This window comes from Streptomyces tibetensis, from assembly GCF_040647715.1.
Classification (GTDB): domain Bacteria; phylum Actinomycetota; class Actinomycetes; order Streptomycetales; family Streptomycetaceae; genus Streptomyces; species Streptomyces tibetensis_A.
Genome location: NZ_JBEZCR010000010.1, coordinates 86,141 through 106,656 on the forward strand (window position 1 = coordinate 86,141; position 20,516 = coordinate 106,656).

At 72.1% G+C, this 20,516-nt stretch carries 20 protein-coding genes; 15 read left to right on the top strand and 5 right to left on the bottom strand.

Going from position 1 to position 20,516, the window contains the following annotated elements; translation table 11 throughout:
* Nucleotides 1–152 precede the first annotated feature (152 nt).
* The 4 genes from AB0B29_RS25785 (at nt 153) to AB0B29_RS25800 (ending at nt 5,145) form a co-directional block, all read left to right on the top strand.
* Nucleotides 153–1,886: a sensor histidine kinase gene (locus AB0B29_RS25785; RefSeq protein WP_362243859.1), complete on the top strand. Its 1,734-nt coding sequence runs from the start codon at nt 153–155 to the stop codon at nt 1,884–1,886.
* Nucleotides 1,883–2,578 carry a response regulator transcription factor gene (locus AB0B29_RS25790; RefSeq protein WP_362243860.1) on the top strand — a complete coding sequence of 232 codons (696 nt, stop codon included), beginning with the start codon at nt 1,883–1,885 and terminating at the stop codon, nt 2,576–2,578. Before AB0B29_RS25785 ends, AB0B29_RS25790 begins: the two co-directional genes overlap by 4 nt.
* Before the next feature lie 66 nt (nt 2,579–2,644).
* Entirely contained in the window at nt 2,645–3,055 is a 411-nt protein-coding gene (locus AB0B29_RS25795) for a response regulator (protein ID WP_362243861.1), read from the top strand.
* Nucleotides 3,056–3,177: 122 nt separating this feature from the next.
* A complete protein-coding gene (locus AB0B29_RS25800) occupies nt 3,178–5,145 on the top strand; it encodes a heavy metal translocating P-type ATPase (RefSeq protein WP_362243862.1) in 1,968 nt (655 codons plus the stop codon).
* A 10-nt stretch (nt 5,146–5,155) separates the two neighbouring features.
* Here the strand turns inward: AB0B29_RS25800 and AB0B29_RS25805 are convergent, their stop codons facing one another.
* From AB0B29_RS25805 to AB0B29_RS25815, 3 genes are all read right to left on the bottom strand, one after another.
* A complete protein-coding gene (locus AB0B29_RS25805; RefSeq protein WP_362243863.1) occupies nt 5,156–6,226 on the bottom strand; it encodes a LacI family DNA-binding transcriptional regulator in 1,071 nt (356 codons plus the stop codon).
* A 136-nt stretch (nt 6,227–6,362) separates the two neighbouring features.
* Nucleotides 6,363–8,129 carry a glycoside hydrolase family 35 protein gene (locus AB0B29_RS25810; protein WP_362243864.1) on the bottom strand — a complete coding sequence of 589 codons (1,767 nt, stop codon included), beginning with the start codon at nt 8,127–8,129 and terminating at the stop codon, nt 6,363–6,365.
* A 34-nt stretch (nt 8,130–8,163) separates the two neighbouring features.
* A complete protein-coding gene (locus AB0B29_RS25815) occupies nt 8,164–9,336 on the bottom strand; it encodes an MFS transporter (RefSeq protein ID WP_362243865.1) in 1,173 nt (390 codons plus the stop codon).
* 277 nt (nt 9,337–9,613) lie between these two features.
* Here AB0B29_RS25815 and AB0B29_RS25820 point away from each other — a divergent pair, with 277 nt between their 5' ends.
* Entirely contained in the window at nt 9,614–10,012 is a 399-nt protein-coding gene (locus AB0B29_RS25820) for an SseB family protein (RefSeq protein WP_344455083.1), read from the top strand.
* Between the two features lie 126 nt (nt 10,013–10,138).
* On the opposite strand, the gene AB0B29_RS25825 is transcribed toward AB0B29_RS25820, so the two are convergent.
* Nucleotides 10,139–10,528 carry a MarR family winged helix-turn-helix transcriptional regulator gene (locus AB0B29_RS25825; RefSeq protein WP_362243866.1) on the bottom strand — a complete coding sequence of 130 codons (390 nt, stop codon included), beginning with the start codon at nt 10,526–10,528 and terminating at the stop codon, nt 10,139–10,141.
* Nucleotides 10,529–10,658: 130 nt separating this feature from the next.
* Nucleotides 10,659–11,690 carry a LacI family DNA-binding transcriptional regulator gene (locus tag AB0B29_RS25830; RefSeq protein WP_362243867.1) on the bottom strand — a complete coding sequence of 344 codons (1,032 nt, stop codon included), beginning with the start codon at nt 11,688–11,690 and terminating at the stop codon, nt 10,659–10,661.
* A gap of 286 nt (nt 11,691–11,976) precedes the next feature.
* On the opposite strand from AB0B29_RS25830, the gene AB0B29_RS25835 reads away from it, so the two are divergent.
* The 10 genes from AB0B29_RS25835 to aspA all read left to right on the top strand — a co-directional run bounded on the left by AB0B29_RS25835 (nt 11,977) and on the right by aspA (nt 20,504).
* Nucleotides 11,977–12,234, top strand: a complete 258-nt coding sequence (locus AB0B29_RS25835) for an ArsR/SmtB family transcription factor (RefSeq protein WP_362243868.1) — start codon at nt 11,977–11,979, stop codon at nt 12,232–12,234.
* A 50-nt stretch (nt 12,235–12,284) separates the two neighbouring features.
* Entirely contained in the window at nt 12,285–13,244 is a 960-nt protein-coding gene (locus AB0B29_RS25840) for an SMP-30/gluconolactonase/LRE family protein (protein WP_362243869.1), read from the top strand.
* Between the two features lie 293 nt (nt 13,245–13,537).
* A complete protein-coding gene (crcB, locus tag AB0B29_RS25845; protein WP_362243870.1) occupies nt 13,538–13,993 on the top strand; it encodes a fluoride efflux transporter CrcB in 456 nt (151 codons plus the stop codon).
* Complete coding sequence (locus AB0B29_RS25850) at nt 13,990–14,370, top strand: DUF190 domain-containing protein (protein ID WP_362243871.1); 381 nt, start codon at nt 13,990–13,992, stop codon at nt 14,368–14,370. The genes crcB (AB0B29_RS25845) and AB0B29_RS25850 overlap by 4 nt, the downstream gene beginning before the upstream one ends.
* Complete coding sequence (gene crcB, locus AB0B29_RS25855) at nt 14,367–14,714, top strand: fluoride efflux transporter CrcB (RefSeq protein WP_362243872.1); 348 nt, start codon at nt 14,367–14,369, stop codon at nt 14,712–14,714. Before AB0B29_RS25850 ends, crcB (AB0B29_RS25855) begins: the two co-directional genes overlap by 4 nt.
* A gap of 81 nt (nt 14,715–14,795) precedes the next feature.
* Nucleotides 14,796–15,632, top strand: coding sequence for an undecaprenyl-diphosphate phosphatase (locus tag AB0B29_RS25860; protein ID WP_362243873.1), 837 nt, complete (start codon nt 14,796–14,798; stop codon nt 15,630–15,632).
* A 176-nt stretch (nt 15,633–15,808) separates the two neighbouring features.
* A complete protein-coding gene (locus AB0B29_RS25865; protein ID WP_352099945.1) occupies nt 15,809–16,486 on the top strand; it encodes a FadR/GntR family transcriptional regulator in 678 nt (225 codons plus the stop codon).
* The gene (locus AB0B29_RS25870; RefSeq protein ID WP_362243874.1) at nt 16,483–17,925 is read left to right on the top strand and encodes an amino acid permease; all 1,443 of its coding nucleotides are present in this window, start codon (nt 16,483–16,485) and stop codon (nt 17,923–17,925) included. Before AB0B29_RS25865 ends, AB0B29_RS25870 begins: the two co-directional genes overlap by 4 nt.
* Nucleotides 17,926–17,957: 32 nt before the next feature.
* Complete coding sequence (locus AB0B29_RS25875) at nt 17,958–18,974, top strand: asparaginase (RefSeq protein ID WP_362244089.1); 1,017 nt, start codon at nt 17,958–17,960, stop codon at nt 18,972–18,974.
* 120 nt (nt 18,975–19,094) lie between these two features.
* A complete protein-coding gene (aspA, locus tag AB0B29_RS25880; RefSeq protein ID WP_362243875.1) occupies nt 19,095–20,504 on the top strand; it encodes an aspartate ammonia-lyase in 1,410 nt (469 codons plus the stop codon).
* Nucleotides 20,505–20,516 lie beyond the last annotated feature (12 nt).

Below are 20,516 nucleotides of genomic sequence, written 5' to 3' on the forward strand. Positions count from 1 at the left end.
CGGCTCGGGCCTTCTCCGACGATCGGACAAACCTGCTCTTCGCGACTGGCATCCTGGGCGGTCAGGCGGGGAAAACCCGGGGTGCTAGGCCTGGTTAACCACGGGCCGGGGGGTGGCTTGACCCAGTGGGGAGTACGGTTCGCGGCGGGCTGATGCCCGGCATGATCGCCGTGCCGGTCACGCTGCTCGCGCTCGCCGCGGCAGGGTGGGCGGCCATCGCCTCCTGGGGAGTCGGGCCGCCGACCGCGCTCTGGACCGACCTGGCCTACCGGGGGTTCGGAGTACCGCTGATCCTTGCGGGGGGCGTGCTGTGGACCCGCGCGGCGCGAGCCCGGGTGGGCGTGCTGCTGATCGCGCTCGGCGTCACCTACTACCTGCAGTTCCTCCGTGTCAGCAGCCACCCGGTCCTGTTCGCCGTGGGATTCTGCCTGGCCTTCCTGTACGTCGGGGTCTTCGGCCACCTGGCCCTCAGCCTGCCCTCCGGACGCCTGCGCGGGGTGGGCGACCGCGTCTACGTCGCGATCTGCTACCTCGCCTGCACGGGCACCCAGGTGGGCCGGTACCTCGCCGACCGCCCCGACGGGACGTGGAACTACAACATCGGGCAGGTCAACACGCGGTGGGCGATCGCGAGCAGCCTCATCCTGGCCGTGCTCGGCATTACGGGCATCGTCATCGTGCTGCGCCGCCTGCTGATCGCGCTCACCGTACGCCGTCGCCGTACCGGGCCGGTTTGGGCGATCCTGGTGATCGCCGGTGTGCTGCTCATCGCGTCCTCCCTGACCAGCGCGATGGGGTTGCCTCTCGACTTCCGCCTCGTCATCGAGGTGCTCATGCTCGGTGGCTCGGCGGCCGGGCTCATCGTGGCGTACATCGTCTCGGCCGGCCTTCAGTGGCGCAGGGAGATGCACATCGCGGAACTGCCCGCCCGGCTCGGGGAACTGCACGCCACGCCGCTGGACACGCTGCAGACGTCCCTCGCCGAAGCCGTCGGCGATCCCACGCTGCGCCTGCTGCTGCCCCGCCAGGGCGGCGTGCTCACCGATCTGTCCGGAAGCCGTGCCGACGACAGCCGGGACCCGGCGCGCACCCGCACGCCGGTCAGGCGCGGCGACGGGCTGCTGTGCGTCATCGAACACGACGCCGCCCTCACGGAAACCGGGCGGGCCACGGCGATCGCGTTCGCCCTCGCCGGCCTGGTGATGGAGAACGTCCGGCTGTACGAGCAGGTCAGCGAGTCGCGGCGGCGACTGCTCGAAGCCGAACTGGCCGAGCGCACACGGATCGAGCGTGCGCTTCACGACGGTGCCCAGCAGGGGTTCTTCGCCGTGCTGACCCTGCTCGGCGTGGCACACAGCAGGGCGGTGACCGATGGAAGCCACCAACTCGCCGACCTGCTGGCCACGGCGAAGAGCCAACTCACCGACTCCATGAAGACGCTGCGCGAGCTGTCCCAGGGACTGGACCCGTACGAGCTCGTCAAGAAGGGCCTGGGCAACACCCTCGGCAATCTGGCCCGCAACCACGGGGGACGGGTCACCTACCAGGTGCCCGACCGGCGCTGGCCGGGCCACGTGGAGTCCACTGCCTACTTCGTCATCGCGGAGGGCGTCACCAACGCGGTCAAGCACGCCACGCCCGGGGCGGCCATCCGCGTCGCGGTCGCACCGGACGGGGACGACGTGATCGTCACCGTCTCCGACGACGGACAGGGCGGCGCCGACGCCCGCGGCACCGGCCTGCGCGGGCTGACCGAGCGGGTCGCGGCCGTCGGGGGCGAACTGCGCGTCGACAGCCCACGCGGCGGAGGCACCCGCCTCGTGGCCCGCCTGCCCGGCGGGCCACCCGCCGACTCACCCGATCCCACAGAAGGAGACGCCCCTTGAAAGCTGTCGTCGTCGAGGACGACCCGATGCTGCGCACCACGTTCATCGCCGCCCTGACCGGCCTCGGCGTCGAGGTCGCAGGGAGTGCCGAAACGGCCGACGACGCCGTCGCCCTGGTCGACGAACACGCCCCGGACGTCGTCACCCTCGATCTGCGGCTGGTCAAGGAGGCCCAGCCCGCCGACGCGGGACTGCGCATCGCCGAACGCGTCCGGGCTCTCTACCCCGAGGTCGCCTTGCTGGTCCTCGCGACCGACCCGACGGTGGAGCACGTCAAACGGCTCATGGAACTGGAGCCGCCCAGCGCGGTCGGCCTCATGGCGAAGGGCAGCCTGGGCGACATGGAACTGATCACCGACGCGATGAGCCGGGTCGCCAAAGGCCAGGTCGTCATCGACCCCGGATGGGTCCGTGACCTCCTGGTTCCGCAGCCCCGGCCCGCCGACCGGGCGCCCGATCCGCTGGAGGGCCTGACGCCCCGTGAGCGGCAGATCCTGTCCCTCGTGGCCAGGGGACTGACCAACCTGGCCATCGCCCAGAAACTCTCCTGCACGCTGGGGAACGTCGAAAGGAACCTGTCGACCGTCTTCGGCAAGCTCGGCCTGGGTTCCGAGAACGAGCAGCGGCACCTCAACCGCCGGGTCGTGGCCACCTTGATGTACCTGGGCGCGGAAAACCAGCGGGACCGGTGAGGGAAACCTCGCTGACGTCCACCCGCGGAGCGGGGACCATCTGTCCTGTGCGGGGAGGGAGTGGACATGCGTGTCGTCGTCGTCGAAGGCACCCCCGCCCTGCGGGACGCCCTCGTCCGGGTGCTCACCGAGCGAGGGATCGAGGTGGTCGGCACGGCCTCCGGCCATGTCGACGGGCTGCGTGAGGTCGCCCGGTCGTCGCCCGACGTCGTCGTCCTCGACATCCACCTGCCGTTCGGCCGCCCGGGGGAGGGACTGGGGACGGCCCGGGCGATCCGAGCCGGGCACCCGGAAACAGGGCTGCTGGTGCTGTCGTCCCGGGTCGCGACCGACCATGTGCACCGCCTCGCCGGACCGCACCCCGCGGGCGGCGTCGGCTGCCTGCTGAAGGAGCGTCTGGGCGACCCCGACCGTCTCATCGGCACGCTGCGGCGTGTGCACGCGGGCGAGACGGTCATCGACTCCTTCGGTGACTGAGGCCGCCGGGGCGAGGACCGCCCCAGGCCCTGGCCAAGCTCTGCTCGAAATGAAGACATGAATCAGTCTTCATGTGTTCCTGTATGGTGGATGGCCACGCGCCCCCGCCAGAAGGACCCCTGATGACCTCCACGCTCGCGCCCCAGCCGGTCGAACGGGCGAAGCCCGCCCGCGCCGGAGCGGCGGCCCGGCGGCGTACCCGTGTTCTCGCGCTCCCCGAGGCGCGCTGGGCCGCCGCGGCCACCGCCCTCTTCCTGCTCGCGCTGCCCCTGCAGCTGACCGGCGCCCCCGTCTGGACCTGGGGAGCCCTGTACGCCCTGTCGTACGTCACGGGGGGCTGGGAGCCGGGGTGGGAAGGGCTCAAGGCGCTGAAGGACCGCACCCTCGACGTCGACCTGCTGATGGTCGTCGCCGCACTGGGCGCGGCCGCGATCGGGCAGGTCATGGACGGCGCCCTGCTCATCGTCATCTTCGCCACCTCGGGCGCGTTGGAGGCCCTGGCCACGGCCCGCACCGCCGACTCCGTGCGGGGCCTGCTCGATCTGGCTCCCGCCACCGCCGCCCGGCTGAGCCCGGACGGCGCCGAACAGGCCGTCCCCGTCGAGGAGCTGGCGGTCGGAGACACCGTCCTCGTACGCCCCGGGGAGCGGGTCGGCGCCGACGGACGCGTGCTGGACGGGGCGAGCGAGGTGGATCAGGCGACCATCACCGGCGAGCCGCTGCCCGTGGCGAAGGAGCCCGGCGACGAGGTCTTCGCCGGCACCCTCAACGGCACCGGCGCACTCCGGATCCGGGTGGAGCGCGACGCCTCCGACTCGGTGATCGCCCGGATCGTCCGCATGGTGCAGGAGGCGTCCGAGACCAAGGCGCCCACGCAGCTGTTCATCGAGAAGGTCGAACAGCGCTACTCACTGGGCATGGTGGCCGCGACCCTGGCCGTCTTCCTGGTGCCGCTCGCCTTCGGGGCCCAGCTCACCGACGCCCTGCTGCGCGCCATGACCTTCATGATCGTGGCGTCCCCGTGCGCGGTCGTACTGGCCACCATGCCGCCCCTGCTGTCGGCCATCGCCAACGCCGGACGCCACGGCGTGCTGGTGAAGTCGGCCGTGGTGATGGAGCGGCTCGGCCAGGTGGACGCCGTCGCCCTGGACAAGACCGGCACCCTCACCGAGGGCAGTCCCCGGGTGACCGACGTCCGGCCGCTGCCCGGATCCGGCCTGGACGAGGGGGAGTTGCTGGCACTGGCGGCAGGAGCCGAACGGCCCAGTGAGCATCCGCTGGCCCGGGCGGTCGTGGACGCGGCCCGCGAGCGTGGTCTCGACCTGCCCGACGCACAGGACTTCACCTCCGCGCCCGGCGTGGGAGTCACCGCCGTCGTCGGCGGCCGTACGGTGGAGGTCGGCGCACCGGCCCGGCTGGCCGGCACCGCCCTCGGCACGGTCGCGGAACTGGAGCAGTCCGGCCGTACCGCCGTCCTGGTCGTCGTCGACGGCACGCCCGCCGGACTGCTCGGCATCGCCGACCGGCTGCGCCCGGACGCCGCCGTCACCGTCGCCTCCCTCGCCCGGCTCACCGGCACCGCCCCGGTGCTCCTCACCGGCGACAACCCGCGCGCCGCCGCGCATCTCGCCGCCGAAGCCGGCATCGACGACGTGCGTGCCGGGCTGCTGCCGCAGGACAAGCTGGCGGCCGTGAAGGAGATGGAGAGCGTGGGCCGCAAGGTGCTGGTCGTCGGCGACGGCGTCAACGACGCTCCCGCGCTGGCCGCCGCGCACACCGGCCTCGCCATGGGCCGGGCCGGCTCCGACCTGGCCCTGGAGACCGCGGACGCCGTCATCGTGCGCGACGAACTCGCCGCGATTCCCGCCACGGTCGCCCTGTCCCGGCGCGCCCGGCGCCTCGTCGTGCAGAACCTCGTGATCGCCGGGGTGTTCATCACCGGCCTCGTCGTCTGGGACCTGGCCGGTGACCTGCCGCTCCCCCTGGGCGTCGCGGGCCACGAGGGCTCCACCGTCCTGGTGGGCCTGAACGGGCTGCGGCTGCTGAGGGAAGGGGCCTGGCAGCGGGCTGCCGCCGGTGGAGACGGCTGACCAAGGGCGGTCAGCGCACCGGTGGGGGAGCGCTGCTCGCCCGCACCACGAGGTCCACGGGCACGAGGGTGTCGACGCGGGACCGCTCGCCCGGGCCGTCGATGCGGTCGACCAGGAGCCGCAGAGCACGGGTGCCGATCTCCGCGAAGTCGGTGCGGACGGTGGTCAGCGGCGGCAGGAAGTGCGCGGCTTCGGGGATGTCGTCGTAACCGACGACGCTGACGTCCCCGGGGACGGACCGCCCGGACTCGTGCAGGGCGTGCAGCAGACCCAGCGCCATCTGGTCGTTGCAGGCGAACACCGCCGTCACCTCCGGGCGCCGGGCCAGCCGACGGCCCAGGTCGTACCCGGATCCGGCGCTCCAGTCCCCGGCCAGGGGTTCGGGAACGGTGGCACCGGCCGCCCGGAGCGTCTCCTGCCAGCCTGTCAGCCGGTGGTCGGCGGAGGTCCACCCCGCGGGCCCCGCGATGTGCCACACGGTGGTGTGGCCGAGGCCGAGGAGATGCTCGGTGGCCTTGCGGGCGCCGATGCGGGAATCGCCGGTGACCAGGGACGTCTCGTCGTCGAGCGCGTTCTCCAGCACCACCAGGGGAGTGCCCAGAGCGGTCGCCTTCGCCAGGGTCCGGCCCACCCACAGCTGGGGCGCGATCGCGATCACGCCGTCCGCGCCCTCGGCCGACAGCCGGTTCACGGCCTCGACGACGGTGTCGTGGTCGGCGGTGTCCAGGGCGATGGAGCTGACGAGGTAACCGGCCTCCAGGGCGGCCGTGTTGATCGCGGTGAGGATCGACGCGGGCCCGTACCGCGCGGCGTCGAAGGAGATGACCCCGAGCATCCGGGTCCTGCCGCTGGCCAGGGACCGCGCGCTGCGGCTGGGCCGGTAGCCGAGGGCACGCATGGCGTCCAGAACCGCCTCGCGGGTCTCACTGCGGACGGCCGGATGGTCGTTGAGCACCCGCGACACGGTCTGCTTGGAAACCCCCGCCATCCTGGCCACGTCGGCCATCACCGGCCGCGCCCCCGCGAAGTTGCGCCTGCTGCGGCCCTTGGGAGCAGGGCCGTCGGAGGCGCTCGGTGTCATGGCGGATGATTCCTCGCGGTCGGCACGGCGGTCCTGACCCGCCCGGCAGGTGCACAGCATAGGCCGGGAGGTGCCCCGTGCGGTCCTCGGCCGGGCCGAACCGTCCGGCGGCGGGCCGAGGAACGCACGGCGTGCCTCACCAGGTGTTCTCCGGACCGAGGTCGGGGGTGTCGGTGAGCCGGGCGCTGGTGGTTGTGGTGCCGTGCAGCTCCAGCAGAACGAGTTCGTTGTCGCCCGGGCGCAGGACCGGGGCCGGGACGTACAGCGTGCGCTGTGGGCCGCGGTTCCAGTAGCGGCCCAGGTGGAAGCCGTTGACCCAGGCCTGGCCCTTCGACCAGCCGGGCAGGGAGAGGAAGGTGTCGGCGGGGGTGTCGACGGCGAACGTGCCGCGGTGGAAGGCCGGGACGGTGACCGGCGCCTGCCCGGCCGGGGCGAACGGCACCGCGGCCAGGCCGTCCAGCGGCAGCGGCAGGCAGTCCCAGCCCGTCAGGGCCGTTCCGTTGAGGAAGACGGGCCCGAGCAGGCCCTTGGGAGCGCCGATCCGGGGGCCGTAGTTGACGCCGCCCATGTTCTCGACGAGCACTTCCAGCGTCGCCCCGGGGCACGGCACCCGCACGGGCAGCGACTCGTCGTGGCGCTCCCTCTCCAGCACGCCGACGGGCGCACCGTCGACGAAGACCTGGGCGCGGTCGCCGACCCCCCGGGCGAAGTGCAGCAGGCCGTCGCCACCGACCGGGAGGGTGGTGCGGTAGAGCGCGTAGCCGGTGCGCTGCCCGAGCTCGTCCATGGTCACGGGCGCGTCGGCGCGCACGGCCGCCGCGAGCGAGCCGACGAGGGGCAGGAGTGGGGCACGGCTGCTCAACTCGACCGAGGTGGGCGGAAGTTTCTTGCTCGGAGCCGGGGCGGGCTCCTCGGGCACGGCCGCGTGCCGGGCGATGACCTCGCGGAAGGCGTGGTACTTCGGGCCGGGGTCGCCGCATTCGGTGAGCGCGGCGTCGTAGTCGTAGGACGTGACGGTGGGCGTGTATGCGTGCTTGTGGTCGGCGCCGTTGGTGAGGCCGAAGTTGGTGCCGCCGTGGAACATGTAGATGTTCACCGACGCCCCGGCGGACAGCAGCCGGTCCAGGTCCGCGGCGGCGTCGGCCGCGTCCCGCACGTGGTGGGGGCCGCCCCAGTGGTCGAACCAGCCGATCCAGAACTCGGCGCAGAACAGCGGGCCCTCGGGCCGGTGCTCGCGCAGCCGGGCCAGGGACCGCTCGACGCGGCTGCCGAAGGTGCCTGCGGTCAGCACGCCCGGCAGGCTTCCCGCGGCCAGGTGCTCGGGGTCGGCCTGGTCGCAGGTGAACAGCAGCTCCTCCACGCCGCGGGAGCGGAAGGCGTCGGTGAGGTGCTTCAGATAGGCGCCGTCGTCGCCGTAGGCCCCGTACTCGTTCTCGACCTGTACGGCGATGACCGGACCGCCCGCCGCCGCCAGGTGCGGGCGGAGCGCGGGCAGCAGCAGGTCGAGGTAGCGGTCGACGGCCCCGGTGAAGCGGGGGTCGCTGGTGCGCAGCCGGAGGTCCGGCTCGGAGGTCAGCCAGTCGGGCAGGCCGCCCCCGTCCCACTCGGCGCAGATGAACGGACCCGGACGCAGCAGTACCCGCAGTCCCTCCTCCCCCGCGAGCCGGAGGAAACGGGGCAGGTCGAGGAAGCCGTCGAGGACGAGAGGGCCCTCGGGGGCGGGTTGGTGGTGGTTCCACGGGATGTACGTCTCCACCGTGTTAAGCCCCATCAGCCGCGCCTTGCGCAGCCGGTCGGACCACAGCTGGGGGTGGACGCGGAAGTAGTGCAGCGCACCGGAGATGATCCGGAACGGCTCGCCGTTCAGCAGGAATCCGTCGGACGTCGTCGTCAGGGCGGGCATGTGGAAGCGTCCCTTCGGGAGAGGGGGAGTACGGTCAGCGGGAGCGGGTGGCGCGGATCAGCCAGAGCGTGGCGGACAGGCAGAGCGCCGACACGCCGCAGAGCAGGAGCGGCACGGCGCGGACCCCGGACCACTCGATGGCCTTGCCCAGAGCCGGTCCCGCGGCCACGCCCCCGGCCATGGAAGCCGCGATGACCAGCGCACCGGCCCGCCGGGCCCGCGGTGCGACCCGGTTCAGCCACGGCAGTCCGGTGGGGAAGATCGGCGCGATGAACAGACCGACACCGGCGTAGGCGTAGGGCGCCAGTGCCGGGACGGCCGCGGCCAGCAGACACACCGTCATCCCGGCGCAGGAGACGGTGATGATGGCCTGGGCGGAGAAGCGCAGCGCGAGCGGGGCGACCAGGAAGCGGCCGGCGGTCATCATGAGCCAGTACACGGAGGTGGCGGTGGCGGCGGCCCCCGCGCCGTAGCCGACGGTCTCCAGGTGCGTGGGCTCCCAGCCGCCCACACCCGCCTCGATGCCGACGTGCAGCACGTAGAGGACGACGAAGAGGGCGAGCACGGAGCCGAGGCTCCGCCCGAGGACGGCTCCGCCGACGGCCCGTTCCCCGGGCGTGACGGGCGCCTGGTTCCCCACGCCCCGCAGGCACAGCAGCAACGGCAGATCGGCGAGGGCGAACACGAGGAACACGACCGGGTAGTGCTCGGAGCCGACCGCGCCGATCACGGCGGGGCCGAGGATGGCACCGATGCCGAAGTGCGCGTTGAGGATGTTCAGCATCGCGGTCGAGCGGTGGCCGAAGCCCACGGCGAACAACTGGTTGAGGCCGTAGTCGATGCCGCCGAAGCCGAGCCCGGCGAGCAGGGCCGCCGCCAGCGCGGTCGGCCAGTCGGGCGCCAGTGCGAAGCCTGCCGCGCCGACGGCCATCAGCAGATACGAACTGCCGAGGATCCGCCGGTTTCCTATCCGCCCGTAGAGCCGGTCGAACAGCAGCACACCGGCGACACCCCCGACGAAGTGCGCACTGAGCCCCAGCCCCGCGGCGGACGGCGACAGCCCGAACTCCGCACGCAGAGCGGGGATCGCCGGCCCGTACAGCGCCTGCAGCGCCCCGATGAGCACGAAGCCGGCGCATGAGGCCAGGACGGCGGCCCTGCTGAAGAGCGGTGCGGGGGTGGGACGGGCGACACGCTCTTCGATCACGCGGACTCCGAGGGACGGGCCACCGAGTGGCGGGGCGGAGGGCACAGGCGCGTACGTCTGAATCAGACGCCTGATGTTACCGGTAACATGAGCCGGTCGACACCCCTCGGCAGGCCCGGGCCGGCCCGGGGCACCACAAGATCTCCCCCGCGCTCCCACGAAGCCCGAAGATCCACCAGGATTGCCCTGTTCCCGTTCGGGTACGCGAGCAGGACCGTACCCGGGGCGGATCTTGCCCCGGGCAGGCCGCACGACCGCCGCTACCAGGGAATGTGCCATGGAGACACCCGCAAACGACCCCACGCCCACGCCCGCCCAGCGGGCACTGGACGTCCTCGCCGAGAACACCGAGGACGCGGCGGCTCTGGACGCGCTCGCCAACAGCGACGTGCTCATCCCCGTGCCCGACGACGCGGGCGACGCCGACGCAGCCAACCCCTCGACGGTGGCGCTGCCCGTGCTGGAACAGCCGGGCGGCGAACCGGTGGTGCCCGTGTTCACCTCCGAGGTGGAGATGGCCGGGCTGCTGCCGTTCGTCTCCCGCTACCGCATGGTGCCGCTCGGCGCCCTCGCCGCACAGTGGCCGGCCGACGACCTGTCGCTCACCATCGACGGCAGCTCGGAGCACCGGCTGACGCTGACCTCGGAGGGAGTCCGCACCCTGCTGGTCCGTTGACAGCACGCGCGCCGACGGCCCACGCGGTCGCGGCGCGGGTCAGAGCACCTTGCCTGGGTTCGGAATGAGCCGGGGGCGAGAGCTTGATCCGCCGCTGCACCGCGTGGGCCGCCGGCCCCCGCCCGCCTACGCGCCCAGCGTCCGGGCCAGCGCCGCGCGCTGCAGGGGCAGCACCTCGGCGTGCAGGTCACGGCCCTTGGCGGTCAGGGCGACCCACACACCCCGCCGGTCCTCCATGCAGACGGACCGTGTCACCAGACCGTCCTTCTCCAGCCGGGCGATCAGCCGGGACAGCGCGCTCTGGCTGAGGTGGACCCGCCCGACGAGGTTCTGCACACGGCACTGCTCGCCCTCCTCGGGCGCCGCAGCAGCGAGCATGTCCAGGACCTCGAAATCGGACGCGCCGAGACCGTGCGGATGCAGCGCCCGGTCGATCTCGCACATCGTGCGCGCGTGCGCCGACAGGATGTCCCGCCACCGGTCCTCGAGCTGCCCGCCAGCCGTTTTCGACGCCATAGGGGAACGGTAACACCGGCGCGGGGTTTCAATGACCGTGCATGCAGTACGGGCTCGTCGCCCGGATGCGGAACCGCCCGCCCCCTGCCGCCGAGCCGGACCGCACAGGCTCCCGGCAGGGCGCCGAGCCTCAGGCCGACTCCCGCCTCACCAGCTCCGTCGGAAGGATCACCGCCGCCGGATCCTCGCCCCCGATCTGCGCGAGCAGCACCCGCACCATCTCGTTGCTGATGCGGTCCCAGGGCTGCCGGATGGTCGTCAGACCGGGACTGGAGGCCACGGCGGCCGGCGAATCGTCGAAGCCGCCGAGCGCCACGTCCTGCGGCACCCGCCGCCCGGCCCGGCGCAGTGCCGTGAGCGCCCCCTGCGCCATGAGGTCGGAGGCCACGAACACCGCGTCGATGTCCGGGGCCTGCGCAAGCAGCCGCTCGGCGCCCGCCTCGCCGCTCGCCCTGCCGAAGTCACCGGAGACGACCAGCCGCTCGTCGAACTCCAGGCCCGCCTCCGCCAGCACCTCCTTGTAGCCGGCGAGGCGATCGACACCGCCGGGTGTGGTCAGCGGTCCGGTCACCGTGCCCACCCTGCGCCGCCCGAGCGACAACAGGTGGCGCACCATGTCGCGGGCCCCGTCGCGGTCGTCGGCGGCCACGTAACTCACCTTGGAGGCCGGCCCGATCGGCTTCCCGCACGTGACCAGCGGCACCCCCGCCTCGCGCAGCCGCTCCGCGACGGGGTCACCGGAGTGGCTGGAGACCAGCAGCACCCCGTCGACGTGACCGGCGGTGATGTACCGCGTGATGCGCCGCCGTTCGTCCTCGGTGCCCGCCAGCATCAGCAGCAGCGGGATGTCGTGCGCGGCGAGCGCCTGGGTGCAGCCGCGCAGCAGGACGTTGAAGTTGGGGTCCTCGAAGAACCGCTCCTGCGGCTCGGTGAGCAGGAAGCCGACCGAGTCGGACCGCCCGGTGATCAGGGAGCGGGCGTGCCGGTTGACGACGTAACCCGTTCTGCGGATGGCCGCGTTGACCGCCTCCTGGGCGGCAGGGCTGACGTAGTGGCCGCCGTTGAGGACGCGCGAGACGGTGCCGCGCGAGACCCCCGCCTCGCGCGCCACGTCGTGGATCGTGGGCGGCCTGCGCCTGCCTCCCGCAGCGTTCATGGTCATGACCTTACGGCTCCGGAGACCGGATCCGGACTCCGGAGGCGGGGGACGACCGGGAAGAAGGCGACCAGCGGGAGCACCGCGAGGACGTCGGCGGAGCCCGGCGGCGCGGCCTGCGGCGGCGCCGGGCGCCGTTCGGGCACGACGACCGGGGGACTGGCCGAACTCCGCCCTGCGAAGGGGTAGTTCGGTATCGGTCAACGATGCCGAGTCCCGGACAGGGCGGCGTCGACTGCGAGACAGTGGGAAGGCTCGGTGAGAGGGCGAAGCCGCGAGGCAGGGGCACGACATGCTGAGGACTCCCACGGACGAGACGCGGCTGCGCATTCTGGCTTGGCTGAAGGAACCCGGTCCCGCGGCGGACGGTGTCACCGCGGACGCCGTCGCCGAGCGGTTCTCGCTACCGCGCCCGGTCGCCGCCACCCATCTGCGGCTGCTGGAGGCCACCGGCATGCTGCGCACCAGCAGGTCCGCGGGCCGTGTGCGCTACCACCGCGACGACATGCGGATCGCCGAGGTCGCCCGGATGTTCGAGAAGGGCTGGTAGGCGACCCGGTACCCGCCATATCGCCCCCGATGACGAAGGACACGCGCACTATGGACCGTCCCACGGCACTCGTCCCCCGCCACTACATCGCGGTGGGCCCCGGACCCGAGGACGTGGTCGCCGACCCGCGCGGCCGCGTCCTCACCGGCGTCGCGGACGGCCGCATCCTGCGGCTCGACGCCCTCGCCGACCCGGTCGCGGCCCGCGTCGAAGTGCTCGCCGAGACCGGTGGCAGGCCGCTCGGGTTGGAACTCCTCCCCGACGGCGACCTGTTGGTCTGCGATGCCGAACGCGGACTGCTGCGGGTCGGCACCGGCGACGGCACGGTTCGGATCCTCGCCGACGAGGTGTCGGGAGAGCCGCTGCGGTTCTGCAGCAACGTCGTGTCCCTCTCCGACGGGAGCGTCTACTTCACCGTCTCCAGCCGTCGGTACCCGCTGGAGCACTGGATCGGCGACATCGTCGAACACACCGGGACGGGGCGGCTGCTGCGGCTCGCCCCGGGCTCCGACGCGGCCGAGGTGGTGCTGGACGGGCTGCAGTTCGCCAACGGGGTCGCCGTCGGCGCGGACGAGTCGTTCCTCGTCGTCGCCGAGACCGGCGCCTGCCGGCTCCTGCGCCACTGGCTCACCGGGCCGCGGGCCGGGCGGAGCGAACCGTTCGCCGAGAACCTCCCGGGGATGCCCGACAACCTCTGGCGTGGCGCGCCGGACGGACCGATCTGGGTGGCCCTCGCCGGGCCCCGCGTCCCGCCCCTCGACGTGCTCCACCGCAGTGCGCCCGGGGTCCGGGCCGCCGCCGCGCGCGTCGCCGTGCGCGCCCCGTTCCGCCCCACGGGCACGATCGCCCTCCAGGCCTTCGACGACGAGGGCCGCGTCGTGCACCACCTCGCCCGCCGCCACTCCGGCTACCGCATGCCCACCAGCGTCTGCGAAGCGGGCGGGTACCTGATCCTCGGCAGCATCTGGGAACGGGGCGTGGCGGTCTGCGAGCCGCCGACCCTGAAGTGACCTGCGTCGTCCGTCCAGAGGTGGCCTGCGTCGTCCGTCCAGAGGTGGCCTGCGTCGGCTGTCCCGGGGTGGGCCTGCGCCGGCAGTCCCGAGGTGACCCGCATCGTCCGTCTCGGCCTCGGCGTGACCCCGCCCCGCCCCGGGGTTAACCTGAACTCCGGCCGCGACCCCCTCGCGGCGCGGCGGTGGGGCCCGCCGTACCCGAACCGCGGCGAGGACGCCGCCAACGGTCCCTACTTGCGACGGCACGCGCCCGCACGACCCCGGGCTCCCGGCGAGTAGGAGACACCCCCATGACATCCCCCGAGAGCCTCCGCCTGCGGGTCCCCACCCCGCGGCAGCCGTCCTGGCGCACCCAGGCGCCCGTCGTCGGGGTCGTGGCACTCGGCGGGGGAGCGGGGGCGACCGCCCGCTACGCCGCCTCCCTCTGGTGGCCCACGCCCCCGGGCGGCTTCCCCTGGACGACCCTCTGGGTCAACATCGCCGGCTGCGCCGTGATCGGCGTCTTCATGGTGATCATCACCGAGGTCCGTACCGCCCACCCTCTGGTCCGCCCCTTCTTCGGCACCGGCGTCCTCGGCGGCTTCACCACCTTCTCGACGTACGCCGTCGACATCCACAAACTCATCGACGGCGGCCGCCCCGGCCCCGGTCTGGCCTACCTCGCCGCGACCCCGTTCGCGGCCCTCACGGCGGTGTGGCTCGCGGCCGGGACGACCCGCCGCGTCCTGAAAAGGAGGCAACGATGACGAGGCCGAACGGCAGGGCCCTGCGTCTGACCGTCTTCATCGGCGAGAGCGACACCTGGCATCACAGGCCCCTCTACTCGGAGATCGTCCACCGGGCCCACACGGCGGGCCTCGCGGGCGCCAGCGTCTTCCGCGGCATCGAGGGCTTCGGCGCCTCCGCCCTGATCCACACCTCGCGGTTGCTCTCCCTCAGCGAGGACCTGCCGGTCGCCGTGGTGATCGTCGACACCGAACCGCGCGTGCGCGCCTTCCTCCCGCAACTCGACGACATCGTCACGGAGGGGCTCGTGACCCTCGACGACTGCGAGGTGATCCACTACGCCGGACGCGGGGACGATCCCGGCACAGCGGACACGAAGGGTAAGAGCTCGTTGTGAACTGGCTGCTGGTCGTCTGCGGCGCGATGGTGGGCGCCCCGCTGCGCTACCTCACCGACCGGGCGGTCCAGGCGCGCCACGATTCGGTCTTCCCCTGGGGCACCTTCACGGTCAACGTCACCGGCTCCCTCGTCCTCGGCCTGCTCACCGGAGCCGCCACCCACGTCCAGTTGCTGCTCGGCACCGGCCTGTGCGGCGCCCTGACGACCTACTCGACGTTCTCCTACGAGACGCTGCGGCTGGCGGAGACCGGGGCACGTCTCCAGGCCGCCCTCAACGTCGGCGTCACCGTGGCGGTCGGCCTTGCCGCCGCCTTCGCGGGGGCGGCACTGGCGCGTATGTGAGGCGCGTCCATGAGCTCCGTTCTCGTCCGGGTGTAGTAAGACGGTCCCCTCCGCTCCCGCCCCCGAGCAGAACTGGATCCCATGAGCGTCATCAGCGTCGGTCAGGCCGTCGTCCTCGGAGCCGTCGAGGGGGTGACCGAGTTCCTGCCCGTCTCCTCCACCGGCCATCTGAAGATCGTCGAGGGCCTGATGGACATCCCCGTCGACGACGACGCCGTGGTCGGGTTCTCGGCCGTCATCCAGGTCGGCGCGATCGCCGCGGTGCTCGTGTACTTCTTCAAGGACATCGTGCGGATCGTCTCCGCCTGGGGGAGGGGCCTGCGCGACCGTGAGGAGCGGTACCACCACGACTACAAGTTCGCCTGGTGGGTGATCTGCGCGACCATCCCTATCGTCGCCGTCGGGCTCGCCGCCAAGCCGCTCATCGAGGGCCCCCTCGCCTCGCTGTGGGTGGTCGCAGGCTCCCTGATCGTCGGCAGCGGCGTGATGTGGGCGGCGGACCAGATGGGCCGGCACAAGCGCGGCGAGGACGACACGTCCTTCAAGGACGCGATGCTGGTCGGCAGCTCCCAGATCCTCGCCCTGCTCTTCCCCGGCTTCTCCCGCTCCGGCGCGACCATGTCCACCGCGCTGATCCTCGACCTGGACCGCGTCGCCGCCACCCGGCTCTCCTTCTTCCTCGGCATCCCCGCGCTGACCGGTGCCGGCCTCTACGAACTCAAGGACGCCCTGGGCACGGGGGTGGGCGCGGCGCCGCTGGCCGTCGGCACGCTCGTCTCCTTCGTCGTGGCGTACGCCTCCATCGCCTGGCTGCTGAAGTTCGTCGCCAAGCACTCGTTCAACGCGTTCGTGATCTATCGGATCGTCGTGGGTGTGCTGCTGTTCGGGCTGCTCGGGGCGGGTGTGCTGCACAGTTGAGTGGTCTGCCGGGGGCGCCGTGGCTGTGCGCGGCGCCATCGTGGCTTGTCGCGCAGTTCCCCGCGCCCCTTCGGGGCGCTCCACCCTTGACAGCTTGAGCCTTCGCCCGGAGTATCTCTCCCGTGAACCTGTCAGACAGCCGGACAGCCGGACAGCCCGTGCGTCGCGTCAGTGCCATGGAAGCGGTGCTGGCGTACCTGCGCGGCGCCATCGAGCGGGGCGAGTACGCCATCGGTGACAAGCTCCCCTCCGAGGCGGAGCTGTGCCGCACCCTCGAGGTCTCCCGGCCCGTGCTGCGCGAGGCGCTGCGGGCGCTGCAGACCATGGGCCTGACCGTGTCCCGGACCGGCAAGGGCACCTTCGTCGTGGCCAGTACCGTCGAGGACCCCACCTTCGGCGACTACTCGGCCAGCGACCTGCTGGAGGTGCGCCGCCACGTCGAGATCCCGGTCGCCGGGTACGCGGCCCGGCGCCGCACCCCGGAGAACCTCGACCACCTGGCCCACCTCCTGGACCGGATGGAGCGCGAGACGGACACCACCGCGTGGGTCGCCATGGACACGCTGTTCCATCTCGCCGTCGCCGAGGCAGCCCAGAACCCGGTCTTCCGCCGGGTCATCGAGGAGATCCGGGACGCGCTGGCCCGCCAGTCCGCCTTCCTCAACGAGCTGGGGGGCCGCCGTGAGCAGTCCAACCGCGAGCACCGGGCGATCGTCGAGGCTCTGACCGACGGTTCCGAGACCGACGCGGTGGAGGCCATGGCCCACCATCTCGACCGCGTCGAAACCACCCTCACCGACATCGTGCGCTCCTCGCGCACGGACATCCCCACGGAAGGCGGAACCGAGGCGTGAGCGAGCAGTCCCTGCACGACGATGTGCAGAAACGTTCCATCCATGTCGATGCCGGAGACGCGGGCTACAGCAAGTCCCTGAAGTCGCGGCACGTCAACATGATCGCCATCGGCGGAGCCATCGGCACCGGGCTGTTCCTCGGCGCGGGCGGCCGTCTCGCCGACGCCGGCCCGTCGCTCTTCATCGCCTACGCGGTCTGCGGCCTCTTCGCCTTCCTCGTCGTGCGCGCCCTCGGCGAACTGGTGCTGTACCGGCCCTCCTCGGGCGCCTTCGTCTCCTACGCCCGCGAGTTCATGGGGGAGAAGGGCGCCTACACCGCCGGCTGGATGTACTTCCTCAACTGGGCGACCACCGGCATCGCCGACATCACCGCCGTCGCCACCTACACCCACTACTGGGGCATGTTCTCCGACATCCCGCAGTGGGTCATCGCGCTGATCGCGCTGGCCGTGGTGCTCACCGTGAACCTGATCTCGGTGAAGATCTTCGGCGAGCTGGAGTTCTGGTTCGCGATCGTCAAGGTCGGCGCCCTGGTCGTCTTCATGTGCATCGGCATCTTCCTGCTGGTCACGCAGCACCCCGTCGACGGCCACACCCCGGGCCCGTCCCTCATCGGCGACAACGGCGGCGTCTTCCCCCAGGGCCTGCTGCCCATGTTGCTGATCATCCAGGGCGTCGTCTTCGCCTACGCCTCCGTCGAGCTGGTCGGCGTCGCCGCCGGTGAGACCGAGAACCCCGAGAAGATCATGCCGAAGGCGATCAACTCGATCATGTGGCGCGTCGGCGTCTTCTACGTCGGCTCGGTCGTGCTGCTGTCGATGCTGCTGCCGTGGAACAAGTACACCGCCGGTGAGAGCCCCTTCGTGACGGTGCTGTCCAACATCGGCATCCCGGCGGCCGGCGGCGTGATGAACCTCGTCGTCCTCACCGCCGCCATGTCCTCCCTGAACTCCGGTCTGTACTCCACCGGCCGCATCCTGCGCTCCATGGCCATGTCCGGATCCGCCCCCAGGTTCACCTCCGTGATGAGCCGCAGCCAGGTCCCCTACGGCGGCATCCTGCTCACCAGCGGCATCTGCGTGCTGGGCGTCGGCCTCAACTTCGTCGTGCCCGCCGAGGCGTTCGAGATCGTGCTGAACTTCGCCGCGATCGGCATCCTCGCCACCTGGGGCATGATCATGATCTGTCACCTCCTCTTCTGGCAGAAGACCCAGAAGGGCGAGCTGACCCGCCCGGGTTACCGGCTCCCGGGTTCCCCCTGGACCGAGATCGTGACGCTGGTGTTCCTCGCCTCCGTCCTGGTCCTCATGTACGCCGACGGCGGCGCGGGCCGCACCACCGTGCTGTGCCTGCCGCTGATCGTCGGGGCCCTGGTCGTCGGATGGTTCGGCATCCGCGGCCGTATCGCACGCAAGTCCACCACCGGAGCCGACGCGTGACGAACGCGTCGCTCCCCGAGAAGCAGGCAGTGATGTTCAGCAGTTCTCTCGCGGACGCACCCCTTGTCCGTGAACCCCTCCACGCCCCCGTCGCCCACCTCATCCGCGGCGGAATCGTCGAAGGCATCCACTACGGCTCCGTCGTCGTCCTCGACGCCGACGGAGAGGTCCGGCTCCAGATCGGAGACATCGAGGCCGCCTTCTACCCCCGCTCCGCGATCAAGCCCGTGCAGGCCGTGGCCATGGCCCGGGCCGGGCTGCCGCTCGACGGCGAGCTGCTGTCGCTGACGGCCGCCAGCCACTCCGGCGAGGAACGCCACCTCGCCGGGGCCCGGCGCATCCTGGAACTCGCCGGACTCACCGAGGACCACCTGCGCAACGTCCCGGACCTGCCGTTCGACCCGGTCGTCCGGGACGCGTGGGTGCGCGAGGGCCGACTGCCCTCACGGCTCGCCCAGAACTGCTCCGGCAAGCACGCGGCCATGCTCTACACCTGCACCCTCAACGGCTGGTCCCTGGAGGACTACCTCGACCCCGGCCACCCGCTGCAGCAGGCCATCGCCGAGATCGTCGAGGACCTCACCGGGCAGCGCATCGCCGGCGTCACCGTCGACGGCTGCGGCGCGCCCCTGTTCTCCCTCTCCCTGCACGGACTGGCCCGGGCCGCCGCCCGGATCACCACCGCCGCGCCGGGCACGCCCGAGGCCAGGGTCGCCGACGCGATGCGGGAACACGCCGAGATGGCCTCCGGATCCGGCCGGGACGTCGCCGCGTTGATGCGGGCCGTGCCGGGGCTGTTGTCCAAGGACGGCTTCGAGGGCGTGCAGGTCGCTGCGCTGGCCGATGGGCGGGCCGTGGCGGTGAAGATCGCCGACGGGGCGAACCGGGCGCGTGTGCCGGTGGCTGCCGCCGCGCTGGCCCGGGCCGGTGTCGATCCGGAGTTGCTTGCCGAGTTCCAGGGCGAGCCGCTTCTGGGGGGCGGGCGGGAGGTCGGGCGAGTGCGGCCCGCCCGTTCGCTGGAGCCGGCCGCCGCTTCGGCCCGCGCCTGACGCCGTGCCCGGTCTCCCCGTCGGCGGCTGCGGGCCGCACGAGGCTGGTCGCGCAGTTCCCCGCGCCCCTTTCAGGGGCGCTTCCCACGCTGTACCTCAGAGAAGAGGACCCTCACCGTCATGACCGCCGCCACCCGTTCCGAGCACGATCTGCTCGGTGACCGTGACGTACCCGCCGAGGCGTACTGGGGTGTGCACACCCTGCGGGCCACGGAGAACTTCCCCATCACGGGCATGACCATCTCCGCCTACCCGCACCTGATCGACGCCCTCGCCGCCGTCAAGGAGGCCGCCGCCCTCGCCAACGAGGAGCTCGGTCTGCTGGAGCCGAGGAAGGCCGCCGCCATCGTCGAGGCCTGCCGGGAGATCCGCGACGGCAAGCTGCACGACCAGTTCGTCGTGGACGTCGTGCAGGGTGGCGCCGGCACCTCCACCAACATGAACGCCAACGAGGTAGTGGCGAACCGGGCGCTGGAGCTGCTGGGCCACGCCAAGGGCGAGTACGGGTTCCTGCACCCCAACGAAGACGTCAACCTCGGCCAGTCCACCAACGACGTCTACCCGACCGCCGTCAAGATCGCGACGGTGTTCGCGGTGCGCGGCCTGCTCGACGCGATGTCCGTCCTGCAGGACACGTTCGCCCGCAAGGCCGTCGAGTTCCGCGACGTGCTCAAGATGGGCCGCACCCAGTTGCAGGACGCGGTGCCCATGACGCTGGGCCAGGAGTTCTCCGCTTACGCCGTCATGCTGGACGAGGACCGCTCCCGGCTCGCCGAGGCCGTCCAGCTGATCCACGAGATCAACCTCGGCGCCACCGCGATCGGCACCGGGCTCAACGCCCCCGCCGGATACGCCGAAGCGGCCCGCCGCCACCTCGCGGCCATCACCGGGCTGCCCCTGGTGACCGCGGCCAACCTGGTCGAGGCGACCCAGGACTGCGGTGCCTTCGTGCAGATGTCCGGGGTGCTCAAGCGCATCGCGGTCAAGCTGTCCAAGAGCTGCAACGACCTGCGGCTGCTGTCCTCCGGCCCGCGCGCCGGCCTCGGCGAGATCAACCTGCCGCCGGTGCAGGCCGGTTCGTCCATCATGCCCGGCAAGGTCAACCCCGTCATACCCGAGGTCGTCAACCAGGTCGCCTTCGAGGTCATCGGCAACGACGTCACCATCACCATGGCCGCCGAGGCCGGGCAGCTCCAGCTCAACGCCTTCGAGCCGATCATCCTGCACTCCCTGTCGGAGTCGATCACGCACCTGCAGAGCGCCTGCCTGACCCTGGCCGAGCGGTGCGTCTCCGGCATCACCGCCAACACCGAGGCACTGCGCGCGAGCGTCGAGAACTCCATCGGGCTGGTCACCGCCCTCAACCCGCACATCGGCTACACGGCCGCCACCGACATCGCCAAGGAGGCCCTCGCCACCGGCCGGGGCGTGGCCGAACTCGTGCTGGAGAAGGGCCTGCTCCCCGCCGGGACACTCGCCGGCCTGCTGCGCCCCGAGGTCCTCGCCGGCAGCGGTCCGGCACCGGCCTGACCTGCCGGAGCG

What these genes read in the sequence shown, in the direction of transcription:
- AB0B29_RS25785 (WP_362243859.1), top strand. Translation starts at nt 153, where the DNA reads ATGCCCGGCATGATCGCCGTGCCGGTCACGCTGCTCGCGCTCGCCGCG.
- AB0B29_RS25795 (WP_362243861.1), top strand. Translation starts at nt 2,645, where the DNA reads ATGCGTGTCGTCGTCGTCGAAGGCACCCCCGCCCTGCGGGACGCCCTC.
- AB0B29_RS25800 (WP_362243862.1), top strand. Translation starts at nt 3,178, where the DNA reads ATGACCTCCACGCTCGCGCCCCAGCCGGTCGAACGGGCGAAGCCCGCC.
- AB0B29_RS25805 (WP_362243863.1), bottom strand. Translation starts at nt 6,226, where the DNA reads ATGACACCGAGCGCCTCCGACGGCCCTGCTCCCAAGGGCCGCAGCAGG.
- AB0B29_RS25810 (WP_362243864.1), bottom strand. Translation starts at nt 8,129, where the DNA reads ATGCCCGCCCTGACGACGACGTCCGACGGATTCCTGCTGAACGGCGAG.
- AB0B29_RS25820 (WP_344455083.1), top strand. Translation starts at nt 9,614, where the DNA reads ATGGAGACACCCGCAAACGACCCCACGCCCACGCCCGCCCAGCGGGCA.
- AB0B29_RS25825 (WP_362243866.1), bottom strand. Translation starts at nt 10,528, where the DNA reads ATGGCGTCGAAAACGGCTGGCGGGCAGCTCGAGGACCGGTGGCGGGAC.
- AB0B29_RS25830 (WP_362243867.1), bottom strand. Translation starts at nt 11,690, where the DNA reads ATGACCATGAACGCTGCGGGAGGCAGGCGCAGGCCGCCCACGATCCAC.
- AB0B29_RS25835 (WP_362243868.1), top strand. Translation starts at nt 11,977, where the DNA reads ATGCTGAGGACTCCCACGGACGAGACGCGGCTGCGCATTCTGGCTTGG.
- AB0B29_RS25840 (WP_362243869.1), top strand. Translation starts at nt 12,285, where the DNA reads ATGGACCGTCCCACGGCACTCGTCCCCCGCCACTACATCGCGGTGGGC.
- crcB (WP_362243870.1), top strand. Translation starts at nt 13,538, where the DNA reads ATGACATCCCCCGAGAGCCTCCGCCTGCGGGTCCCCACCCCGCGGCAG.
- AB0B29_RS25850 (WP_362243871.1), top strand. Translation starts at nt 13,990, where the DNA reads ATGACGAGGCCGAACGGCAGGGCCCTGCGTCTGACCGTCTTCATCGGC.
- AB0B29_RS25860 (WP_362243873.1), top strand. Translation starts at nt 14,796, where the DNA reads ATGAGCGTCATCAGCGTCGGTCAGGCCGTCGTCCTCGGAGCCGTCGAG.
- AB0B29_RS25865 (WP_352099945.1), top strand. Translation starts at nt 15,809, where the DNA reads ATGGAAGCGGTGCTGGCGTACCTGCGCGGCGCCATCGAGCGGGGCGAG.
- AB0B29_RS25875 (WP_362244089.1), top strand. Translation starts at nt 17,958, where the DNA reads ATGTTCAGCAGTTCTCTCGCGGACGCACCCCTTGTCCGTGAACCCCTC.
- aspA (WP_362243875.1), top strand. Translation starts at nt 19,095, where the DNA reads ATGACCGCCGCCACCCGTTCCGAGCACGATCTGCTCGGTGACCGTGAC.